We start from the raw sequence: 16,143 nt of genomic DNA on the forward strand, positions 1-16,143 counted from the left end.
TCCTCCTGTCTTTCCTCCAATAATGCCAGTCACTTGTTTAACTCAATAAGCAACTGGCATTTCTCCAATTCCCTACTCTTTCCATGACCAAAAACAGCTAGAGAACTAACTCTAGCTGTTTTTACTATTAAATTTCTTTCACAAAGTGATCAACTATTACATCTTCCATTACTAGTTAATCTTTTTTTGCAGATCTGTATCTACATTTACTTCACTTTTTTTATTAGCGAGCCATGTTTCCTCAATTTCTTCAAGAGATTTGTTCTTCGTTTCAGGAACAAATTTCAATACAAAGAAGAAGGCGAACGTACTAATAAGACCATAAATTAGAAACACTCCTGTGCCTAACGCTTCATTTAGTGGAGGGAATGTAGAAGAAGCAGCTAAATTCGCTCCCCATACTAATGTTACCGCAATCGCAACTGCCTGGCCTCTAATTTTATTAGGGAATAGCTCCGAGAGGATAACCCATGTCACAGGTCCCCAAGTCATTTGGAACACAGCTACGAATCCTAAGATAAATAAAAGTGTTGCAATTCCTTCAATACCTGCAAAGAATAATGCTGCTACTGCTGTTAAACAAATGGCACAACCAGCTGAACCAAACAGAAGCAAGAACTTTCTTCCTTTTTTATCAATTAGTCTGTAAGATAAGAATGCAACTACAACTCCTATTGCTCCAACAAAAATCGTTTGGAACATTGATGTTGACTGATCTGCACCAAGGTTTTCAAATATTCTTGGAGCATAATACAGAATTACATTGATACCAATAAATTGTTGTAAAACCGCCAACGTCATACCTACGATTAAAACTAACTTTCCATAATAAAATAGGTTTACTTTTTCCGTCTTTGTATTTAAAGAATGTTTTATTTGTTGAAGAGTCTCAGTCGCAACTTGTTTTGAGCCATTTAGTTTTTCTAATAAGTTAAATGCTTTGTCATATTCCTTTTTAAGAGCCATATATCTTGGCGTCTCTGGAATAAATAAGAGCAGGAAGAAAAATAACGCAGCTGGAATTAATTCTGAAGCAAACATTAATCTCCATCCAATATCATTGATCCATTCAGTCGTTCTCCCTAATGCAATTTGCCAATTGACAACGTATACAATTGTTTGTCCAAATACAACTGACATACTGTATAAAACAACCATTTTTCCTCTTATATTTTGAGGACTCATTTCACTAATGTAGATAGGAGCAATAGCTGAAGCTAAACCGACTCCGATCCCACCAATAATTCTATAGATATTAAAAGTAACCAATAACGCCAGACTAGGTTCACCTACAGTAAAGAATAAAAGTTCTGGATAGGCTGAGCCAAGTGCTGATAGGAAAAATAATGCTGCTGCAATAACGAGTGTATTGCGCCGTCCGATTTTATTGGACAAGATTCCAGAAACAATAGCCCCTATAATACACCCTACTAATGCACTTGATACAGTTAGACCATGAACAAAGGAACTTAACCCTAAATTATCGACTAAATATAATTGAATCGATTGTTCTGCACCTGCAATAACAGCTGTATCGTAACCAAAAAGAAGTCCACCTAACGAAGCAACGGCTGCTACAAATAAAATGTAATAACGTTTGTTATTTATCATAAAGTTGAAGGAATTTCCTTCTCCCTCCCTTTTGTTTTCAAAATAGTATGCTGATTCTTTTTCACATTCAATTGTTTCCCTATTAGTAAAGATTTTCATATAAACCATAGCAAGTAATAATAAGCTAGTTTTTTATTTCCTCAGAATATTCCCAATAAGGAAAACGCTATCATTAATATCAATAACTTACACGCAATGAAATCGTTATCATTAAACTCAATACCTATTATAATAAAGAATTACCAATAGTGTTAGTGAAAAAGTTTCTAATTTAATATCTATAAATCATTTTCATCATTTCTAAAAAGAAAGTGCCTCAAAAGGTTCTTATAGTCCTTTCGAGACACTCCAACTGCAATCATAAAATTGCTGAATTCCCAAAAAAACTAATTAAAGTGTAACACAAGTATAACGCTTTCGTAATAGAGTTAAATTACAGATTTAAACCCTCTTTAATTGATTTCAGTGTTAGTTCGTTTGACCATTCTGGTCGATCAGGATAAGCAAATACGGAATTAGTTACTATTCCATCAAATTTCATCTCTCTTAATTTACGATATAATGCATCAAAGTTGATTTCACCTTCACCTGGGTTTAAATGCTGATGAATGGTTACTTTTGCATCAGGTGGATTGACAATATAACGTAATCCAAAAGCTGCTTTATGATTAAGAGTGTCCGCAATTAAAACATGAGCCAGTAAATCTCCCGCTTCGTCTAAGTGCTTTTCTACATCACCAATTCCATCATCATAGAAGAAAGCGTGCGGAACAGAATAAACTAACTTAATCCAATCTTTGTCTAATGCACGAATCATTCGGATCGCTTCTGTGTTCAATTCAATAAAATCATTCGGATGGGATTGTAAATTAAGTTTTATGCCTTCTCTTTCAAAAATTGGCATTAATTCTTCCATCGATTTTACAAACGCCGCTTCACTTTCAACCGGACGGCTGATATCGCCAGCAAATTCACTGTTCATTAGATCAACTTCAAGTTCAGAAGTGATTTCAATACAGCGCTTCCAATTCCTCACGGCCGCTTGACGTTCTTCTTCTTTTGGAGAAGACCATTGTTGAACAGGTAACACGGAAGAAATTTTCACTCCAGCATCTGAGCAATATCTTTTTAGATCTTTAATTAGCTGTTTATCTACCTTTGGATATTCATAAAACCAAATAAAATCTTTACGTGGAGATAACTCTACATATTCATACCCTAACCGAGCTACGGTATCGATTGTGTCTTTTAAGTTCGTATTGTCGCGATAATGTGATGGATCATATGCTAAACGCATGTTGAAACTCTCCTTTCATTGTGGCAAAACATTTTTTTAATATTAAGAATAATTAACTTACATATGTGAATTGAAATGTTACACATTTAAACAGTAAGCTTAGATCCTCACTTGTTTTCTTATCTTTCATGTGTAATCGATTTCAATACCACGCATCTTTTGTTGCTCATTAGCAATTACATCTTTACTTTAATGCATGATCCCCTTTACGACCTTGCAAAATCTAACTCAAAAACTGTATATTCTTGCTCTTTGTTTGATTCCGCTTCCAATTACTATAACATTTACTTCTTTTTATAGATGAAATATACTAAAAGAATAAGTTATCTATTATTCTAAGGGTGATAAAAATGAATTATTATATTCCGAAAGTAGAACCAGGCCTCAAGTTAAAAAAGGGATTATATTTTTATGAACCTTCTGAATTAACAAAGAACTTATATTTTTATGTGTTATGGGGCGGCGAATATATTGTAGAATCGCCTTATAGTATTAGACGTAACTATATGAATTCCTTTTTAGTTTTTTTATAAAAAAGGGTCCATGCATTTCCATTACCTTGATCAAGCCTTTACAGCCTCAGAAGGTGATATTGTTTTATTAGATTGTAAAGAAAAGAACAATTATTCAGTGACAGAAGAAACTGAGTTTCAATTTATTCATTTCACAGGCAAAGACACCCAAGATTTATATAATGAGATCTACCAAAGAAATGGGTGTGTATTTAAACTGCCATCCGATCAAAACAATATACCAACTATACTTTCGCTCTTGGCATCAAAAAAAGAAATTGATTTTAACATCTCCCTTGAGATTTATCAATTATTAGGGAATTTATTAGAAAGTACACGTAACACTTTTGAAAGCAGAGACGCCAATATGAACAAAGTTCCACCTGAAATTCAAACAGCTCTAGCTTATATCAATGAAAATTTCTCTTCTAAAATTACCATTGACAAGCTCAGCGAATTATCGAACCTAAGTTCGTCTCATTTTTGTCGTACATTTAAAAAATATATGGGCACTAGTCCCTATCAGTATATACTGAACTACCGTTTAAATCAGGCCAAGAATTTACTCGTACAAACCAACCTATCAGTTGAACAGATAAGTGAAGATTGTGGATTTTATGGAATAGGACATTTTATTAAAGCTTTTTCTAAATCGACTGGTGGGATGACTCCAGGTAAATTTAGAAAAGTTTGTTTTTAATTTTTTGGTTTCATGGCCTCTTCATGTTCCAGCTCGTATAAAAAAGGATCCTAAAATAAGGATCCTTTTTTTATTATTCAGTTATTTTCTTATCACAATTTTCCCGTTAAAAATTGGGCTTCGCCAAATCCAAAGCTCCAATCAGCATTTCCATTCGAAACAATTGACATCATGATGTCATTTGGCTGGATCCCACATTGTTCCCCAAGTTCTTTAACCATTAGCTGATATAATTGTTGTTTTTGCTCTTCGGTTCGTTCCTTGCTTGTCACACTGATGACGACGACATCTTTACTTCGCTCAAACCCTAACCCAGTATCTTCAATAATCATCTCATTAGCTCTGTGCTGACTAACAATTTGATACCGATCTCTTTCAGGCACTCCGAAAGCTTGAACCATCGCTTTATGAGCAGCATCTAATAACTTTTTCAATGATTGTTCATCTCTACCCTCTATTACATCAAAACGCATTAAAGGCATATGTATTCCTCCTAGATTTTTTAAGAGTAATTGTATAATTTCGCTTCTCATTTTGCAACAGTAAATATCTTAACTTCAAAATATTGTCTCAAATCTAAATATACTATCTCAACATCGATTAGTCCGTAGGTCTTATCAAGATTCTTCCTTTACATATCACTTCGATATAACTTTTAGTTATAACCAACCATTAATTTTAACACTTACACTATATCAATTCTCTCGTGCTACGATACGACTAAGAAAAAAACAAACAAAACTTATCGAAAGAGGGTATAAAAGATGACAAAAGTATTAACGAAAGTTCCATTTAAAGCAGACCATGTAGGAAGCTTATTGCGTCCAGAAAATTTACATAAAGCAAGAAAGGATTTTAACGAAGGTACCATCACAGCCGAACAATTACGCGCCGTTGAAGATCAAGAAATTAAACGTGTCGTAGATAAACAAATTGAAGTGGGACTTCCCGCTGTAACAGATGGAGAATTCCGAAGAAGATTTTGGCATACGGACTTCTTAGAACATCTAAACGGAGTCGAAGGTTATGTACCTGACCATGGGTATAAATTTAATGGAATAGAAACAGAGAGATATAACATTCGTTGCAACGGGAAAATTTCCTTTAACCCAGACCACCCTTTTATTCAAGATTTCGTTGAATTTAAAGAGTACGTTGGAGACCGTGCAGTTGCAAAATTAACGATTCCAAGTCCAAACCAATTATTCAATGCCGGCATTCAAGATCTAGATCTTTACCCTAACATTGATGACTACGCAAATGACATTATTCAAGCGTATCAAGACGCAATCAAAGCCTTTTACGATGCCGGTTGCCGTTACTTACAATTAGATGATGTGTATATTGCTGGACTTTGTGCGCCGCAACTTCCATTCAGCTCTAGTGATCTATCAAGACAAGATCTAATTGACCTTGCCTTACGTGTTGTGAACGGCTCTCTTGAAAACAAACCAGAAGATTTAATTGTTACGACTCACCTATGCCGTGGAAACTATCGTTCTACTTGGGCTTTTGAAGGCCCATACGACAAGATTGCTCCTACTTTATTTGCTAAAGAAAAAGTAGACGGTTTCTTCCTTGAATACGACGATGATCGTTCGGGAGATTTTAAACCACTAGAGCATATTCCAAATGGCGGTGCTCAAGTTGTCCTAGGAGTATTCACATCAAAATTTGCTGAATTGGAGGACAAAGAAGCCATCAAAGCACGAGTGAAAGAAGCGTCTCAATACGTCCCACTCGAGCAATTATGCATTAGCCCTCAATGTGGTTTTGCTTCAACTCATCACGGTAACGACCTTACAGAAGAAGAGCAATGGGAGAAACTGAAATTCATTATTGATGTAGCGAATGAGATTTGGAACTAATAGAAAAAAGAAGCTCTTAGACGAGTTAGTCTGAGAGCTTTCTTTTTGGTGCCTCTACCTATAATTTTTCCTTTGATTTTTTACCTCATATTAAAGTACAAACTTTTCAAAAAAATGGTAAAATACAATTTATGAAAGAAAAACTTTTACATACATTAGTTCTAGAACGTCACAGAAAGGAAAAGCATAATGACACAAAAGGTAGCTTTACTTTCCATTGGAGCTGCGGCTTTTTTATGGGGAATCATCGGAATTTTTGTAACTTATTTATATGAGATGGGATTTACCCCAACACAAGTCGTAACGGTTCGCGCTTTATCCGCCTCTTTGTTCTTAGTTCTTTATATCCTCATTAAAAATAGGAACTACCTCAAGATTAAGGTAGCAGACAGTAAGTATTTTGTTGGGACTGGGGTCATTAGTTTTCTCTTTTTTAATTGGTGTCTCTTTAGTGCCATTGATCAGATGTCTATATCGGTAGCAGCGATTCTTCTTTATACCGCCCCAGCATTTGTAACCATTTTTTCCTGGCTGATGTTTAAAGAAGCTCTCACAAAACGAAAAATCACTGCACTACTTGTCACGCTTATTGGATCTTCCTTTGTCGTTGGGATCTTACCTAGCTTAAACGAGTCGATTTCGTTAGTAGGGCTCGTCCTTGGTGTTGGATCGGGTTTCTTTTACGGGCTTTACAGCATATTTGGAAAGTTTGCCTTACAAAAATATCATCCGTTAACCGTTACGGTCTATACATTCTTGTTCGCAGCCGTTGCGATTACTCCTTTTAGTGGATTGTGGAACGTTCTTTCGCTGTTTTCCAATCTTTATGTGTGGATATTTATTATAGGCCTTGGCTTTCTTTCAACGATGCTTCCTTTTTTGTTGTATACAAAAGGTCTTAGCACCATTGAATCAAGCAAAGCTTCGATCATTGCGACAATGGAGCCTGTTGTCGCATCGCTCGTTGGATTTGCAATCTTTCACGAAACCTTAACATTCTATCAATACGTTGGGATTATTTTAGTCATCGCAGCGGTCCTAATTGTTCAAGAAACAGCTAAAACGACTTCGAAACAGCCAATCATTCGGGATAAGGCTTCCGTTTAAACCCCTACACCAAGACCTCCTGTACTCGATGTACAGAAGGTCTTGGTTATGAATTGAGTCTACGGATATTTTCTTTCGGTGTGACAAGGCACTTTCACTTGCGTCTTACCTACTGAAAAAGGTCAATCACTTCCTCTAACGATACTTTTTGTGAGTGTGTAATGGTGATGCCTTCTGTCCTGAATTCGTCCTCGAGGATTTGCCAGTTATTCGTAATTAACTGCAAAGGTTGTTCGACAAAGTGAAAAACATTTGGATGATTTCTAATTGAATCCGTCATCCCCGTAACCCATAACCTTGCCCAGTTTTCATAAATTTCATCTTTATTAGCTGTGTAAATGATTTTTCCTCTATCTAACACTGTAATATAATCACAAAGTTGGTTAATTTCGTCCACCATATGCGTGGCTATGATCATGCTTTTTTCGCCACTTTCCATAAAGAGCATAAGGTCTTCCTTTATTTTTCGCTGCGTGCTAATGTCAATACCTGCAGTTGGTTCATCAAGAAGGAGTAGATCTGGATGGTGACTTAAGCTAAAAATAAATTCGACTTTCTTTTTCATCCCTTTCGAGCAATTGCCATACTTCGTTTCTTCATTAATTTGATAGCGCTCAAGTAAATGATGATATGTTTTATCATCCCACGTTGGATACCAAAACGAGATCATGGTAGAAAGTTCTTTGATCGATAAATAGGAAAATGGTTCTAGCAATTCCCCAACAAACCCTAGTTTCTCCTTAAGGGATACTTCATTTTCCATAGTTAGTTCTTGGTCAAATATTTCAATCGAGCCTTCTGTTGGCTGAAGAATGTTCATAATTAAACGAAATAACATACTTTTTCCAGATCCATTTGCCCCTACTAACGCTACAGATGTGCCCTTTTCTACATTCAAATTTAACGGACCAAGCATAAACGCTTTATAATTCTTCGTTAATTCCTTTATTGTCATAACATTGGTGGATTCCATATAACACCTCCAAATCCTTACTTTTTATCTAAAAAGTAAGAAGAAATAATCTCGTCAAATATGGTACGCATTTCAGCCTCGGTATAACCTACTCGCTCTCCTTGTTCCACTGCTTTTAAAAAGGCATCGTGGACAACCTTGGTCTTCGTATTCTTCCTTACTTCTAACTCGACCTCTTTTACAAAAGTTCCTTTGCCTTGAACGGTCTTGATATAGTCCCCTCTTTCTAGATTTTGGTATGCTTTCCGTGTTGTGATTGCACTACAAGCAAGGTGACTTGACAGCTCCCTTATGGAAGGAAGAGGCGTGCCCGGCTGCAACTGTCCACTAACAATTAAGGATATAATTTGCGTTTCAATTTGATGATAGATTGGTTCTCTGCTCTCATCGGAGACCCGAATAGGCAGCTTCATGTCCCTCCTCCCTTTCATCATAAATAGTCCCTTCTCTGCAACCTTCTTGACAGCAAGAAATTCCAAACGTATACTCCGATCAGTCCGACAAACAGCATAGCAAAAGATACCATCCAACCATATTCTTGAATGAATAAGAAGCTCCATTCAACAATTCCATAATCGGAAAAATAATGGGTAATCGCTATAACGGAAATAAACAAAACAATTAGTACAACAGGTGATAAGTGAAGCATTTTCCCATTTGTTCCATATTCCAAAAACGGATTAAGTCCTCCTAAAGCTAGCGAATAGCCTAGCCAAAATACTATGAATGCCGCATACGTACTTAGTGAAATGTGAGAAAAGAATTCTTCGCTTAGGCCAATTGTAATAATCAGATAAAACACCGTAGACATGAGAAGCCATGTGCCAAGCATCATGATCGTTCTACTCAAAGCCAAAACCGCGACCGAAATCGGTAACGAACGAAAAAGTGCTATTCGTTTCGTAAAAGGGTCTTCCTTAATCGTACGCCAACTTAAGTATGGCCCCGACATAAAGATCGCAGCCAATGAAGGTGTCATCCCAATAAAAAACGCATCGATTATAAAATCTGGTGAATAAGGTTTTTCTGTCACAAATAAATTGGATATCAGTTGGGGCATACGTTGTGTAACAATTAATCCCCAAAAAGCAGTCACCAACACCGTTAACATAACAGGTCGCCAATGTTGACGGAACTCCTTTTTAGCTAACCAAAAAGCTTGATGGATCATTCTTTTTTCACTCCCTGTGTTACCTATTCAAAGAAACGCTGAATGAATGGCCGATCATCTAATCCTAAAATATCAATACCAAAATGAGCAAGAATGGCAAAGAGAATGCTCCAAGTTGTAATACTAATCACAACCCACAAAAACGTTTTTTTCTTGGAACCACCTAATGTTAAACCCATAAAAGCAGTAAGATGACTACCAACAAATAGTGGACCTATCATCGCTAAACCTGGTAGCCCGTAGCGTTTCCACAATTTCTGTGCTCTTTGTTTCTTCTTACTTGGTGCTGCTTCTTCTTGATCCCCTTTTTTCTTTTCTCTCCACCTTTTAATTACATCAATAAATGCTATTAAAAGAAAGACCGTAAAGATATTCCCCGCTAAACCAATTAAAAGCGTTGGTAAAAAAGAAACTCCCCCAATAATCGCAATTGGTATGACAAAATAGGCTTCAAAAAGCGGAATAGCCGATAATAGAAAAACAAAAAAGTATACCGTAATCAGTTCTAATACACTCATACATTTCTCTCCTCCAAGTGTTATAGTGTGTATATCAATATACACACTATAACACCATTCCCAAAAAAAGAAAAGGCTTTTTAAACATTTATGTGCCCAATTTAAAAACAAACTTGCTGTTAACTAGAAAAACCAGTTAATCTCTAACGTTCGGCATCATGACGCAAACAGCTAATAAAATAAGAAAAAAGGGCGACTGATCAAGCAGTTACCCTTTAAGCTTTTTCTATGCTACTAGTTTCTTTTTAAAGACCTTTTCTGGTGAAACATACTCTTCATAAGTGACTTCACTACTAGCTACGATTAACCCTAACTTCCATAACTGACTAAATTCCTGGCAAGTAGATTTGTTTAAAATATAATAATGCGTAAGGAACCGTATTTTCAGGGCGATCATCGATGTTCATGGAAGCACGCCTAACCTGCTTGAGCAAATTAATAACGAGCGGTGAGCATTTTTTTACGAGTGTAAAATTGGACTCCATCTTTGCCGTTTGCGTGGAGGTCACCATAAAATGAATCTTTATAACCTGAGAATGGAAAGAAGGCCATTGGAGCAGGAACGCCTAGATTTACCCCAAGCATCCCTGCATCCATATCTTCACGAAACTGACGAACCGCTTTTGCATTGTTCGTGTATAAACAAGCTCCATTTGCAAATGTAGACTCATTGGCAATCTCAATGGCCTCGTCTAAGTCTTTTACTCGAACAACGGATAAAACAGGTGCAAAAATCTCCTCTTTCCAAATTTTCATTTCTTGTGTCACGTTGTCAAAAATGGTTGGTCCAACAAAGTAGCCTTCTCCTTTTGCTGCAACGTCTCCGCGTCCATCACGAATCAGTGTCGCCCCTTGTTCTACACCTGATTCGATGTATCCAATTGTTTTTTCCTTATGTCCTTCTCGAATAACGGGTCCAAGGAACACACCATCCTCTAATCCATTTCCAATCGTAATGCTATCAGCTGCTTGAGTTAGATTTTCAATGAATTCATCTGCAATCTCATCTTCTACAACGGCTACTGCTGCAGCCATACATCTTTCCCCCGCTGAACCGAAAGCGGCATTCATGATTTCTTTTGAAGCAAACTGTAAATCAGCATCTTTCAACACAATCGAATGATTTTTTGCTCCTGCAAGCGCTTGAACACGTTTGCCATTGGCTGCTGCTGTTTTGTATACATACTCTGCAACTGGTTGCGAACCAACAAATGAAACAGCCTTAACATCTTTATTTTCCAAAATGCCATTTACGACATCATGAGCACCGTGAACAATATTTAACACACCATCTGGAAGGCCTGCTTCTTTAAATAATTCTGCTAAACGGTTAGCAAGTAATGGAGTTCGTTCAGATGGTTTTAGTACAAATGTATTTCCACAAGCAATCGCTAATGGGAACATCCAGCATGGAACCATCATTGGAAAGTTGAATGGTGTAATTCCTCCCACTACTCCAATTGGGTAACGGTACATTCCTGATTCAACCCCTGTCGCGATATCAGGAAGCTGCTCACCCATCATAAGTGTTGGTGCCCCTGTAGCAAACTCGACACATTCAATTCCGCGCTGTACTTCTCCATATGCTTCACTGTAGCTTTTTCCATTTTCTTGCGTGACAATCTTTGCAAGTTCTTCCCAATTTTCGACTAACAATTGCTGATATTTAAATAAAATACGAGCACGCTTTGGTACAGGTACTTTCTTCCATGTTTTGAACGTTTCCTTCGCCACTGACACAGCGTTATCTAGCTCTTCCCTTGTTGAGAAGGGAACTCTAGCGAGTATTTTCCCCGTTGCTGGATTTGGCACCTCTTCAGTAGATTGGCTAGTAGAGTCTACCCATTGTCCCCCTACAAAGTTTTTTAATGTTTGAACCGTTTGTGTTAATTCCATTTTAGAACCTCCTGTTAAAAATGAGATTAAACCTTACTGTAATGATATTTCTCGTCTAGTAACCTAACACTAGATTCTGTGAAAATTATCAGCTTCCTACTCTTTTTAATTTACTTTCCCATTCTTATCGACTGACTTTCTAAACAAATTACAAACGACGATCCCCCTCATATCCATCATTATAGTCATAGGCTACATCTTTTTGAAATATTTGTAATATTTCCTCACTCATTCTTTTTGTGAAGGCGCGATTAAGAAAACAAACAAACTACTGAAATCGCCAAACCTAAGATCTCTCATATGTTAATTATAGAGATACATTCAACCATTAAAAAAAGAGCCTATACTTAGACTCCCATTTAACACTTTTGAGTTGTTTTTAAGGATTACTCACTGACTCGAACAATTCTCGGATCTGTAAACACATCTTTTTCATCAATGCTTAGTGAGGAAAATTCACTCACAATCGCCCCTTCTTCACTAGCTTGGAACCAATGCTTCGTGTTGGGAGGGATCGTATATTGCTCTCCAGCTTTTAAGATAATTTCATGCATGGCTGTATAATATTCTTCATCCCCTTTTGGTGGCTGACCTTTACGGTTCTCTGATTGGTCACCTTCCACATAGAGATAAACAGTGCCTTTTCTACAACGAAATGTTTCCTGCTTCCCTGGATTCGTCTCGTCAATAGGCGGATGCAAATGTTCTGGACATGTTTGATTAGGTAATAAAACCAAATCCTTTGCACAGTAACGAGGAAAATTTACATATGTATAGAGTTGTAACCCGGTCGTTCGAATATCATGTAAACCAAAATCTGCTACTTCAATTTGAGGAATTTCTTTTTCAGTCAGAACGATACCAGCTGATTTTAATGCTTGAACCGTTTCATGTCTAATTTGTTCTTCTAGCTTTTTTTCAACCATACTTATCACTCTCCTTAGACAGGGGCCAGGTTGTTATCCCTCTGTTTATTCGCGTTATCTCTTATAGTAGGATTTTAGTCGTCCTACCACAAAAAAGAATTCGCTTTCATTTATATCATACCAAATAATGTACGATTATTAAATATTCGCTTCTTGCCCTACCACCGAAAAAAGAGCAGCTGATTATACAGCTACCCCTTTAACATATCAATTATTTTTTTAAAACGGATTGTAATCAAAAGTGGGACGAGATTCATGCCCAAACTCTATCCTACTTTCACAATAATCGCTGCCCCGTTGTCACCAGCCGCACAACCTGTTGCTAACGCGTAACCGCCGCCTTTTTCAACCGTCTCTTCGATCGCTTCAATAAGCAATCGCCCGACCGTTGGGCCTTGCGGATGACCGAACACTAATGAACTTCCATAATTATTGACATTCATCGCATCAATTCCAAGCTCTTTTGCAAGGAACATATCATTCACGATAAATGGATTATGATTTTTAATTGCTGTCATGTCATGAACCGTTAATCCCGCTCTCTCCAGTGCCATTTTCACTGCAGGTACAGGAGCTGCAGGCATTTTTGCTTTTTCTACTCTTGAATATCCATATGAAATGACTTGGATTGGAATACTAGGATTCGTGCTTAGACGCGCAGCATTCTCTTTTGTTGTCACAATGATTCCAGCATTTCCATCCGCGGGATGCGTCTGAGAGCCAAATGAGACGATTCCGCCTTCGGTCGTAGGTTTAAGTCTATTTAACGCTTCTCTTGACGTTTGACTAACCCCTTCATCAGCTTCAAGGACTTTTGTTTCCCGCTTTGAAACAGGCACTTCGATTGGCATCATATAACGCTTTTGAAAAGCCCGATCATCCTTCAAAGACTCAGCATATTGTTCATACCTACGAAGAGTTAGTTCATCGGCCTCTTCTTTCGTAAAACCATTTTCTTTAGCGATTGTTTCTGCGGTGACAATCATACCAAGTCCTGTTGACGGGTCTCCCGCCATATTGTCCATATTCCAATTCTCCGAAAGGACCTCGCCTCCCGGTCCCTTCGGATTTGGCCAAATCGTGTGCGGGCCATTGGAACATCGATCCGCTAGTAAACAATAGGCTGTGTTCACATTTCCTAGTTCTACAGCAGCCGCTGCATTGAAGACAGATGTAGTAGATGTCGCACATGCATGCATCACCGTCTGCCAGGTACATCCGGAGCTCCCATCATTGTGGAAGCCCAGGAAGAACCATAAAAGATGCTTTTCTGACCGATTGTGATTCCAAGGTATAAGTAGTCTAGCTCTTCATTCGGATCTAGTTTTTTTAACTCAAACCATTTCTTACTACTTCTTGCCCCTAGTTGTATGGAATTCTCATTTTGTAAACTGCCTTGCCATTTAGCGAACGGCGTCGTATAGTATCCTCCGTACGGAATATACGCTTTATGAAACATGCTCATCTACACTCCCCACAACGACTTTCTCATTGAAAATTGGTCGTTTACCAGTCGTAGTGGAAATTAAACCTGTTAAGGCATCCTCTGTTTCAAAAATAGCAACCAAACGATCTAATTCCAGTTCAATACTTTCATCAATCGTAAGCTCTGACTCTTTATTAATAAGTTCGTTGATTGTTTTCAACGCAATTAATCCTTTTTTCGAAAGAATGTTTACGGTTTTCTCCGCGAACGAACTACTTACTCCTTCTGGTTGCTGTCCTTTTAGCATTCGCTGCACATTTTCTTCTGAAAAGGCATCAACACATTCGCTGAATGAAGAAGGAATTTCTCTCTCCACATACTTATCAATCTTGCCATTTTGAACAAGTTTCTCGATTGTGACTTCAATGTCCTCCATCTCTACTAATTCTGTGACGATCCCTAACTCTTTCGCCTCTTGTGCCGATAGCGTTTTTCCAGTAAAAGCATAGTATTTAGCGAGTTCTTTGCCAACATGATGGTTCATTCGAAGCATTCCACCTAGACCTGGGTAGATTCCGATCCCACTCTCAGGAAAGCCCATTGATCCTTGGTTTGTTGCAACGATCGCTTGACAAGCTAGTGCCATTTCACTTCCACCACCTAGAGAAATGCCATCAAGCACTGCAATGGTCAATTTATCAGACGTTTCAAAACGTCTAAGTAATTCATGTCCTTTGCGAGTGAAAGCCACGTTTTTATCGATTTGATTGTTTTGAATGCAATCAATGAAATATTTAATATCAGCTCCTGCGACAAAGGCTTTCCCCGCGCCTTGAATCGCGATTCCTTTTACTTGCGGGTTGTTTTCAGCTTCAGTAAATGTCTTTTCGAGCTGATCAACAACAGCTGGATTTAATGCATTCAACACTTCAGGGCGATTAAGTGTAATGTATGCAATTTCGTTTTTAATCTCTAAATCAATAAAACGAAACTCAAATGGCTCTCCTTTTTCGGCTTGTTTTCTTAACACTTCAGGCAAGTGAAAACCTGGACGTTTTTCATATAATTCTTGAACCATATTCCACGCTTCCCTCACGCCTACTTTATTGATAAGCTCAAATGGTCCTAGTTTCCATCTTAATCCGATTTTTGCTCCTCGATCTGTGTCTTCAATGCTAGCTACTCCCTCATCTACTTGCGCACCGGCCACTCCAAAGATCGTAGCATATAGATGTCGATTGATTTCGGCAAATTTGCTTTCATCAACTTCACCTTCTAAATCCCACCCTTTTTTCAATTCTACCTGTTTTCTTAATATTTCAGCTGGTTCATAAAACTCACTAATCTGTGAAGCTACATAACTCGATGCATGTAGGGCAATTGGAACTCCTGTTACGTTCATTAATTCAAACGGACCCATGCCGATCTCAAACCCTTGTTTGGCAGCGGCATCAATAGTTGGAATATTAGCTACTCCTTGGTCAAATAATTGAATAGCTTCTGTTAAGAACGTTGTAAAATAACGATTAACCGCAAACCCTGGTGAATCTTTTACAACAATGCAAGTCTTATTATGAAGTTTTCCAATTAAAAGAGTTGTTTCAACTGTCTCTTCACTTGTACCATCATGTGGAATGACTTCTACTAATCTATTTTTTGCTGGATGATAGAAATAATGCATTCCTACTACCTTTTCTGGGCGGTTCGTATATTTCGCAATTTCTCGAATGAAGATCGTTGATGTGTTCGTGGCGAAAATCGTTTTAGGATCACAAATTTTATCAAGTTTCGCAAAAACTCCACCCTTAATTTCAATGTCTTCAAAAACGGCCTCAACAACAAGATCGGCATCCTTTAACGCTTCATAAGATGAGGTCCCATGAATTCTTGCCATCGTATCAGCCACTTGTTCTTCCGTGAATATCCCACGCTCAATTCCTTCTTGTAGAATCCCATAAATCGTCGAAATGCCTCTTTCCACTTGCTCTTTTGTTACATCCACTAACGTCACATCAAGACCTTCTTGTGCCATTTTTTGTGCGATTCCAGAACCCATATTCCCTGCTCCTACTACCCCAACTTTAAATGATTTTCCCATGTTTTTCTCTTCCTTTCTTGATCTAGTCTTTTATTTAACG

General features: G+C 37.7%; 16 protein-coding genes. 4 read left to right on the forward strand and 12 right to left on the reverse strand.

Features of this window, described 5'->3' with window-relative positions:
• Nucleotides 1-171 precede the first annotated feature (171 nt).
• Nucleotides 172-1,611, reverse strand: a complete 1,440-nt coding sequence (locus tag JCM9140_RS05785; RefSeq protein WP_052002095.1) for a sugar porter family MFS transporter — start codon at nucleotides 1,609-1,611, stop codon at nucleotides 172-174.
• 433 nt (nucleotides 1,612-2,044) lie between these two features.
• Complete coding sequence (locus tag JCM9140_RS05790; RefSeq protein ID WP_034743613.1) at nucleotides 2,045-2,908, reverse strand: sugar phosphate isomerase/epimerase family protein; 864 nt, start codon at nucleotides 2,906-2,908, stop codon at nucleotides 2,045-2,047.
• Nucleotides 2,909-3,258: 350 nt separating this feature from the next.
• On the opposite strand from JCM9140_RS05790, the gene JCM9140_RS05795 reads away from it, so the two are divergent.
• Together JCM9140_RS05795 and JCM9140_RS22360 are read left to right on the forward strand one after the other, a co-directional pair.
• Complete coding sequence (locus JCM9140_RS05795; RefSeq protein ID WP_034743616.1) at nucleotides 3,259-3,441, forward strand: hypothetical protein; 183 nt, start codon at nucleotides 3,259-3,261, stop codon at nucleotides 3,439-3,441.
• A gap of 10 nt (nucleotides 3,442-3,451) precedes the next feature.
• Complete coding sequence (locus JCM9140_RS22360) at nucleotides 3,452-4,120, forward strand: helix-turn-helix domain-containing protein (RefSeq protein ID WP_052002089.1); 669 nt, start codon at nucleotides 3,452-3,454, stop codon at nucleotides 4,118-4,120.
• A gap of 92 nt (nucleotides 4,121-4,212) precedes the next feature.
• Here JCM9140_RS22360 and JCM9140_RS05805 read toward each other — a convergent pair whose 3' ends face one another.
• Nucleotides 4,213-4,602 carry a tautomerase family protein gene (locus tag JCM9140_RS05805; RefSeq protein WP_034743619.1) on the reverse strand — a complete coding sequence of 130 codons (390 nt, stop codon included), beginning with the start codon at nucleotides 4,600-4,602 and terminating at the stop codon, nucleotides 4,213-4,215.
• Between the two features lie 282 nt (nucleotides 4,603-4,884).
• Between JCM9140_RS05805 and JCM9140_RS05810 the strand changes: the two genes are divergently transcribed.
• Both JCM9140_RS05810 and JCM9140_RS05815 read left to right on the forward strand, forming a co-directional pair.
• Nucleotides 4,885-5,988, forward strand: coding sequence for a 5-methyltetrahydropteroyltriglutamate--homocysteine S-methyltransferase (locus JCM9140_RS05810; RefSeq protein WP_034743622.1), 1,104 nt, complete (start codon nucleotides 4,885-4,887; stop codon nucleotides 5,986-5,988).
• Nucleotides 5,989-6,177: 189 nt separating this feature from the next.
• Entirely contained in the window at nucleotides 6,178-7,095 is a 918-nt protein-coding gene (locus JCM9140_RS05815) for a DMT family transporter (protein ID WP_034743625.1), read from the forward strand.
• A 109-nt stretch (nucleotides 7,096-7,204) separates the two neighbouring features.
• Here the strand turns inward: JCM9140_RS05815 and JCM9140_RS05820 are convergent, their stop codons facing one another.
• From JCM9140_RS05820 to JCM9140_RS05855, 9 genes are all read right to left on the reverse strand, one after another.
• Entirely contained in the window at nucleotides 7,205-8,068 is an 864-nt protein-coding gene (locus tag JCM9140_RS05820; RefSeq protein ID WP_034743628.1) for an ATP-binding cassette domain-containing protein, read from the reverse strand.
• A gap of 17 nt (nucleotides 8,069-8,085) precedes the next feature.
• On the reverse strand, nucleotides 8,086-8,481 hold the full coding sequence (locus tag JCM9140_RS05825) for a GntR family transcriptional regulator (RefSeq protein ID WP_034743798.1): 396 nt from the start codon (nucleotides 8,479-8,481) through the stop codon (nucleotides 8,086-8,088).
• A gap of 17 nt (nucleotides 8,482-8,498) precedes the next feature.
• The gene (locus tag JCM9140_RS05830) at nucleotides 8,499-9,239 is read right to left on the reverse strand and encodes a hypothetical protein (RefSeq protein ID WP_034743629.1); all 741 of its coding nucleotides are present in this window, start codon (nucleotides 9,237-9,239) and stop codon (nucleotides 8,499-8,501) included.
• 23 nt (nucleotides 9,240-9,262) lie between these two features.
• A complete protein-coding gene (locus JCM9140_RS05835) occupies nucleotides 9,263-9,757 on the reverse strand; it encodes a small multi-drug export protein (RefSeq protein ID WP_034743632.1) in 495 nt (164 codons plus the stop codon).
• Nucleotides 9,758-10,192: 435 nt separating this feature from the next.
• Nucleotides 10,193-11,653: a CoA-acylating methylmalonate-semialdehyde dehydrogenase gene (locus JCM9140_RS05840; RefSeq protein WP_034743634.1), complete on the reverse strand. Its 1,461-nt coding sequence runs from the start codon at nucleotides 11,651-11,653 to the stop codon at nucleotides 10,193-10,195.
• A 386-nt stretch (nucleotides 11,654-12,039) separates the two neighbouring features.
• A complete protein-coding gene (locus tag JCM9140_RS05845; protein ID WP_034743637.1) occupies nucleotides 12,040-12,579 on the reverse strand; it encodes a D-lyxose/D-mannose family sugar isomerase in 540 nt (179 codons plus the stop codon).
• 266 nt (nucleotides 12,580-12,845) lie between these two features.
• Complete coding sequence (locus JCM9140_RS05850) at nucleotides 12,846-13,778, reverse strand: thiolase family protein (RefSeq protein ID WP_235715287.1); 933 nt, start codon at nucleotides 13,776-13,778, stop codon at nucleotides 12,846-12,848.
• Complete coding sequence (locus JCM9140_RS24395) at nucleotides 13,778-14,044, reverse strand: hypothetical protein (protein ID WP_235715288.1); 267 nt, start codon at nucleotides 14,042-14,044, stop codon at nucleotides 13,778-13,780. Before JCM9140_RS24395 ends, JCM9140_RS05850 begins: the two co-directional genes overlap by 1 nt.
• Nucleotides 14,028-16,103, reverse strand: coding sequence for a 3-hydroxyacyl-CoA dehydrogenase/enoyl-CoA hydratase family protein (locus tag JCM9140_RS05855; protein WP_034743640.1), 2,076 nt, complete (start codon nucleotides 16,101-16,103; stop codon nucleotides 14,028-14,030). The genes JCM9140_RS24395 and JCM9140_RS05855 overlap by 17 nt, the downstream gene beginning before the upstream one ends.
• Nucleotides 16,104-16,143: the final 40 nt, after the last annotated feature.

The sequence above is a fragment of the Halalkalibacter wakoensis JCM 9140 genome, from assembly GCF_000513095.1.
GTDB lineage: Bacteria > Bacillota > Bacilli > Bacillales > Bacillaceae_D > Halalkalibacter > Halalkalibacter wakoensis.

What these genes read in the sequence shown, in the direction of transcription:
- JCM9140_RS05855 (WP_034743640.1), bottom strand. Translation starts at nt 16,103, where the DNA reads ATGGGAAAATCATTTAAAGTTGGGGTAGTAGGAGCAGGGAATATGGGT.
- JCM9140_RS05805 (WP_034743619.1), bottom strand. Translation starts at nt 4,602, where the DNA reads ATGCCTTTAATGCGTTTTGATGTAATAGAGGGTAGAGATGAACAATCA.
- JCM9140_RS05830 (WP_034743629.1), bottom strand. Translation starts at nt 9,239, where the DNA reads ATGATCCATCAAGCTTTTTGGTTAGCTAAAAAGGAGTTCCGTCAACAT.
- JCM9140_RS05815 (WP_034743625.1), top strand. Translation starts at nt 6,178, where the DNA reads ATGACACAAAAGGTAGCTTTACTTTCCATTGGAGCTGCGGCTTTTTTA.
- JCM9140_RS05795 (WP_034743616.1), top strand. Translation starts at nt 3,259, where the DNA reads ATGAATTATTATATTCCGAAAGTAGAACCAGGCCTCAAGTTAAAAAAG.
- JCM9140_RS22360 (WP_052002089.1), top strand. Translation starts at nt 3,452, where the DNA reads ATGCATTTCCATTACCTTGATCAAGCCTTTACAGCCTCAGAAGGTGAT.
- JCM9140_RS05785 (WP_052002095.1), bottom strand. Translation starts at nt 1,611, where the DNA reads ATGATAAATAACAAACGTTATTACATTTTATTTGTAGCAGCCGTTGCT.
- JCM9140_RS05845 (WP_034743637.1), bottom strand. Translation starts at nt 12,579, where the DNA reads ATGGTTGAAAAAAAGCTAGAAGAACAAATTAGACATGAAACGGTTCAA.
- JCM9140_RS05840 (WP_034743634.1), bottom strand. Translation starts at nt 11,653, where the DNA reads ATGGAATTAACACAAACGGTTCAAACATTAAAAAACTTTGTAGGGGGA.
- JCM9140_RS24395 (WP_235715288.1), bottom strand. Translation starts at nt 14,044, where the DNA reads ATGAGCATGTTTCATAAAGCGTATATTCCGTACGGAGGATACTATACG.
- JCM9140_RS05790 (WP_034743613.1), bottom strand. Translation starts at nt 2,908, where the DNA reads ATGCGTTTAGCATATGATCCATCACATTATCGCGACAATACGAACTTA.
- JCM9140_RS05810 (WP_034743622.1), top strand. Translation starts at nt 4,885, where the DNA reads ATGACAAAAGTATTAACGAAAGTTCCATTTAAAGCAGACCATGTAGGA.
- JCM9140_RS05820 (WP_034743628.1), bottom strand. Translation starts at nt 8,068, where the DNA reads ATGGAATCCACCAATGTTATGACAATAAAGGAATTAACGAAGAATTAT.
- JCM9140_RS05825 (WP_034743798.1), bottom strand. Translation starts at nt 8,481, where the DNA reads ATGAAGCTGCCTATTCGGGTCTCCGATGAGAGCAGAGAACCAATCTAT.
- JCM9140_RS05835 (WP_034743632.1), bottom strand. Translation starts at nt 9,757, where the DNA reads ATGAGTGTATTAGAACTGATTACGGTATACTTTTTTGTTTTTCTATTA.
- JCM9140_RS05850 (WP_235715287.1), bottom strand. Translation starts at nt 13,778, where the DNA reads ATGCATGCATGTGCGACATCTACTACATCTGTCTTCAATGCAGCGGCT.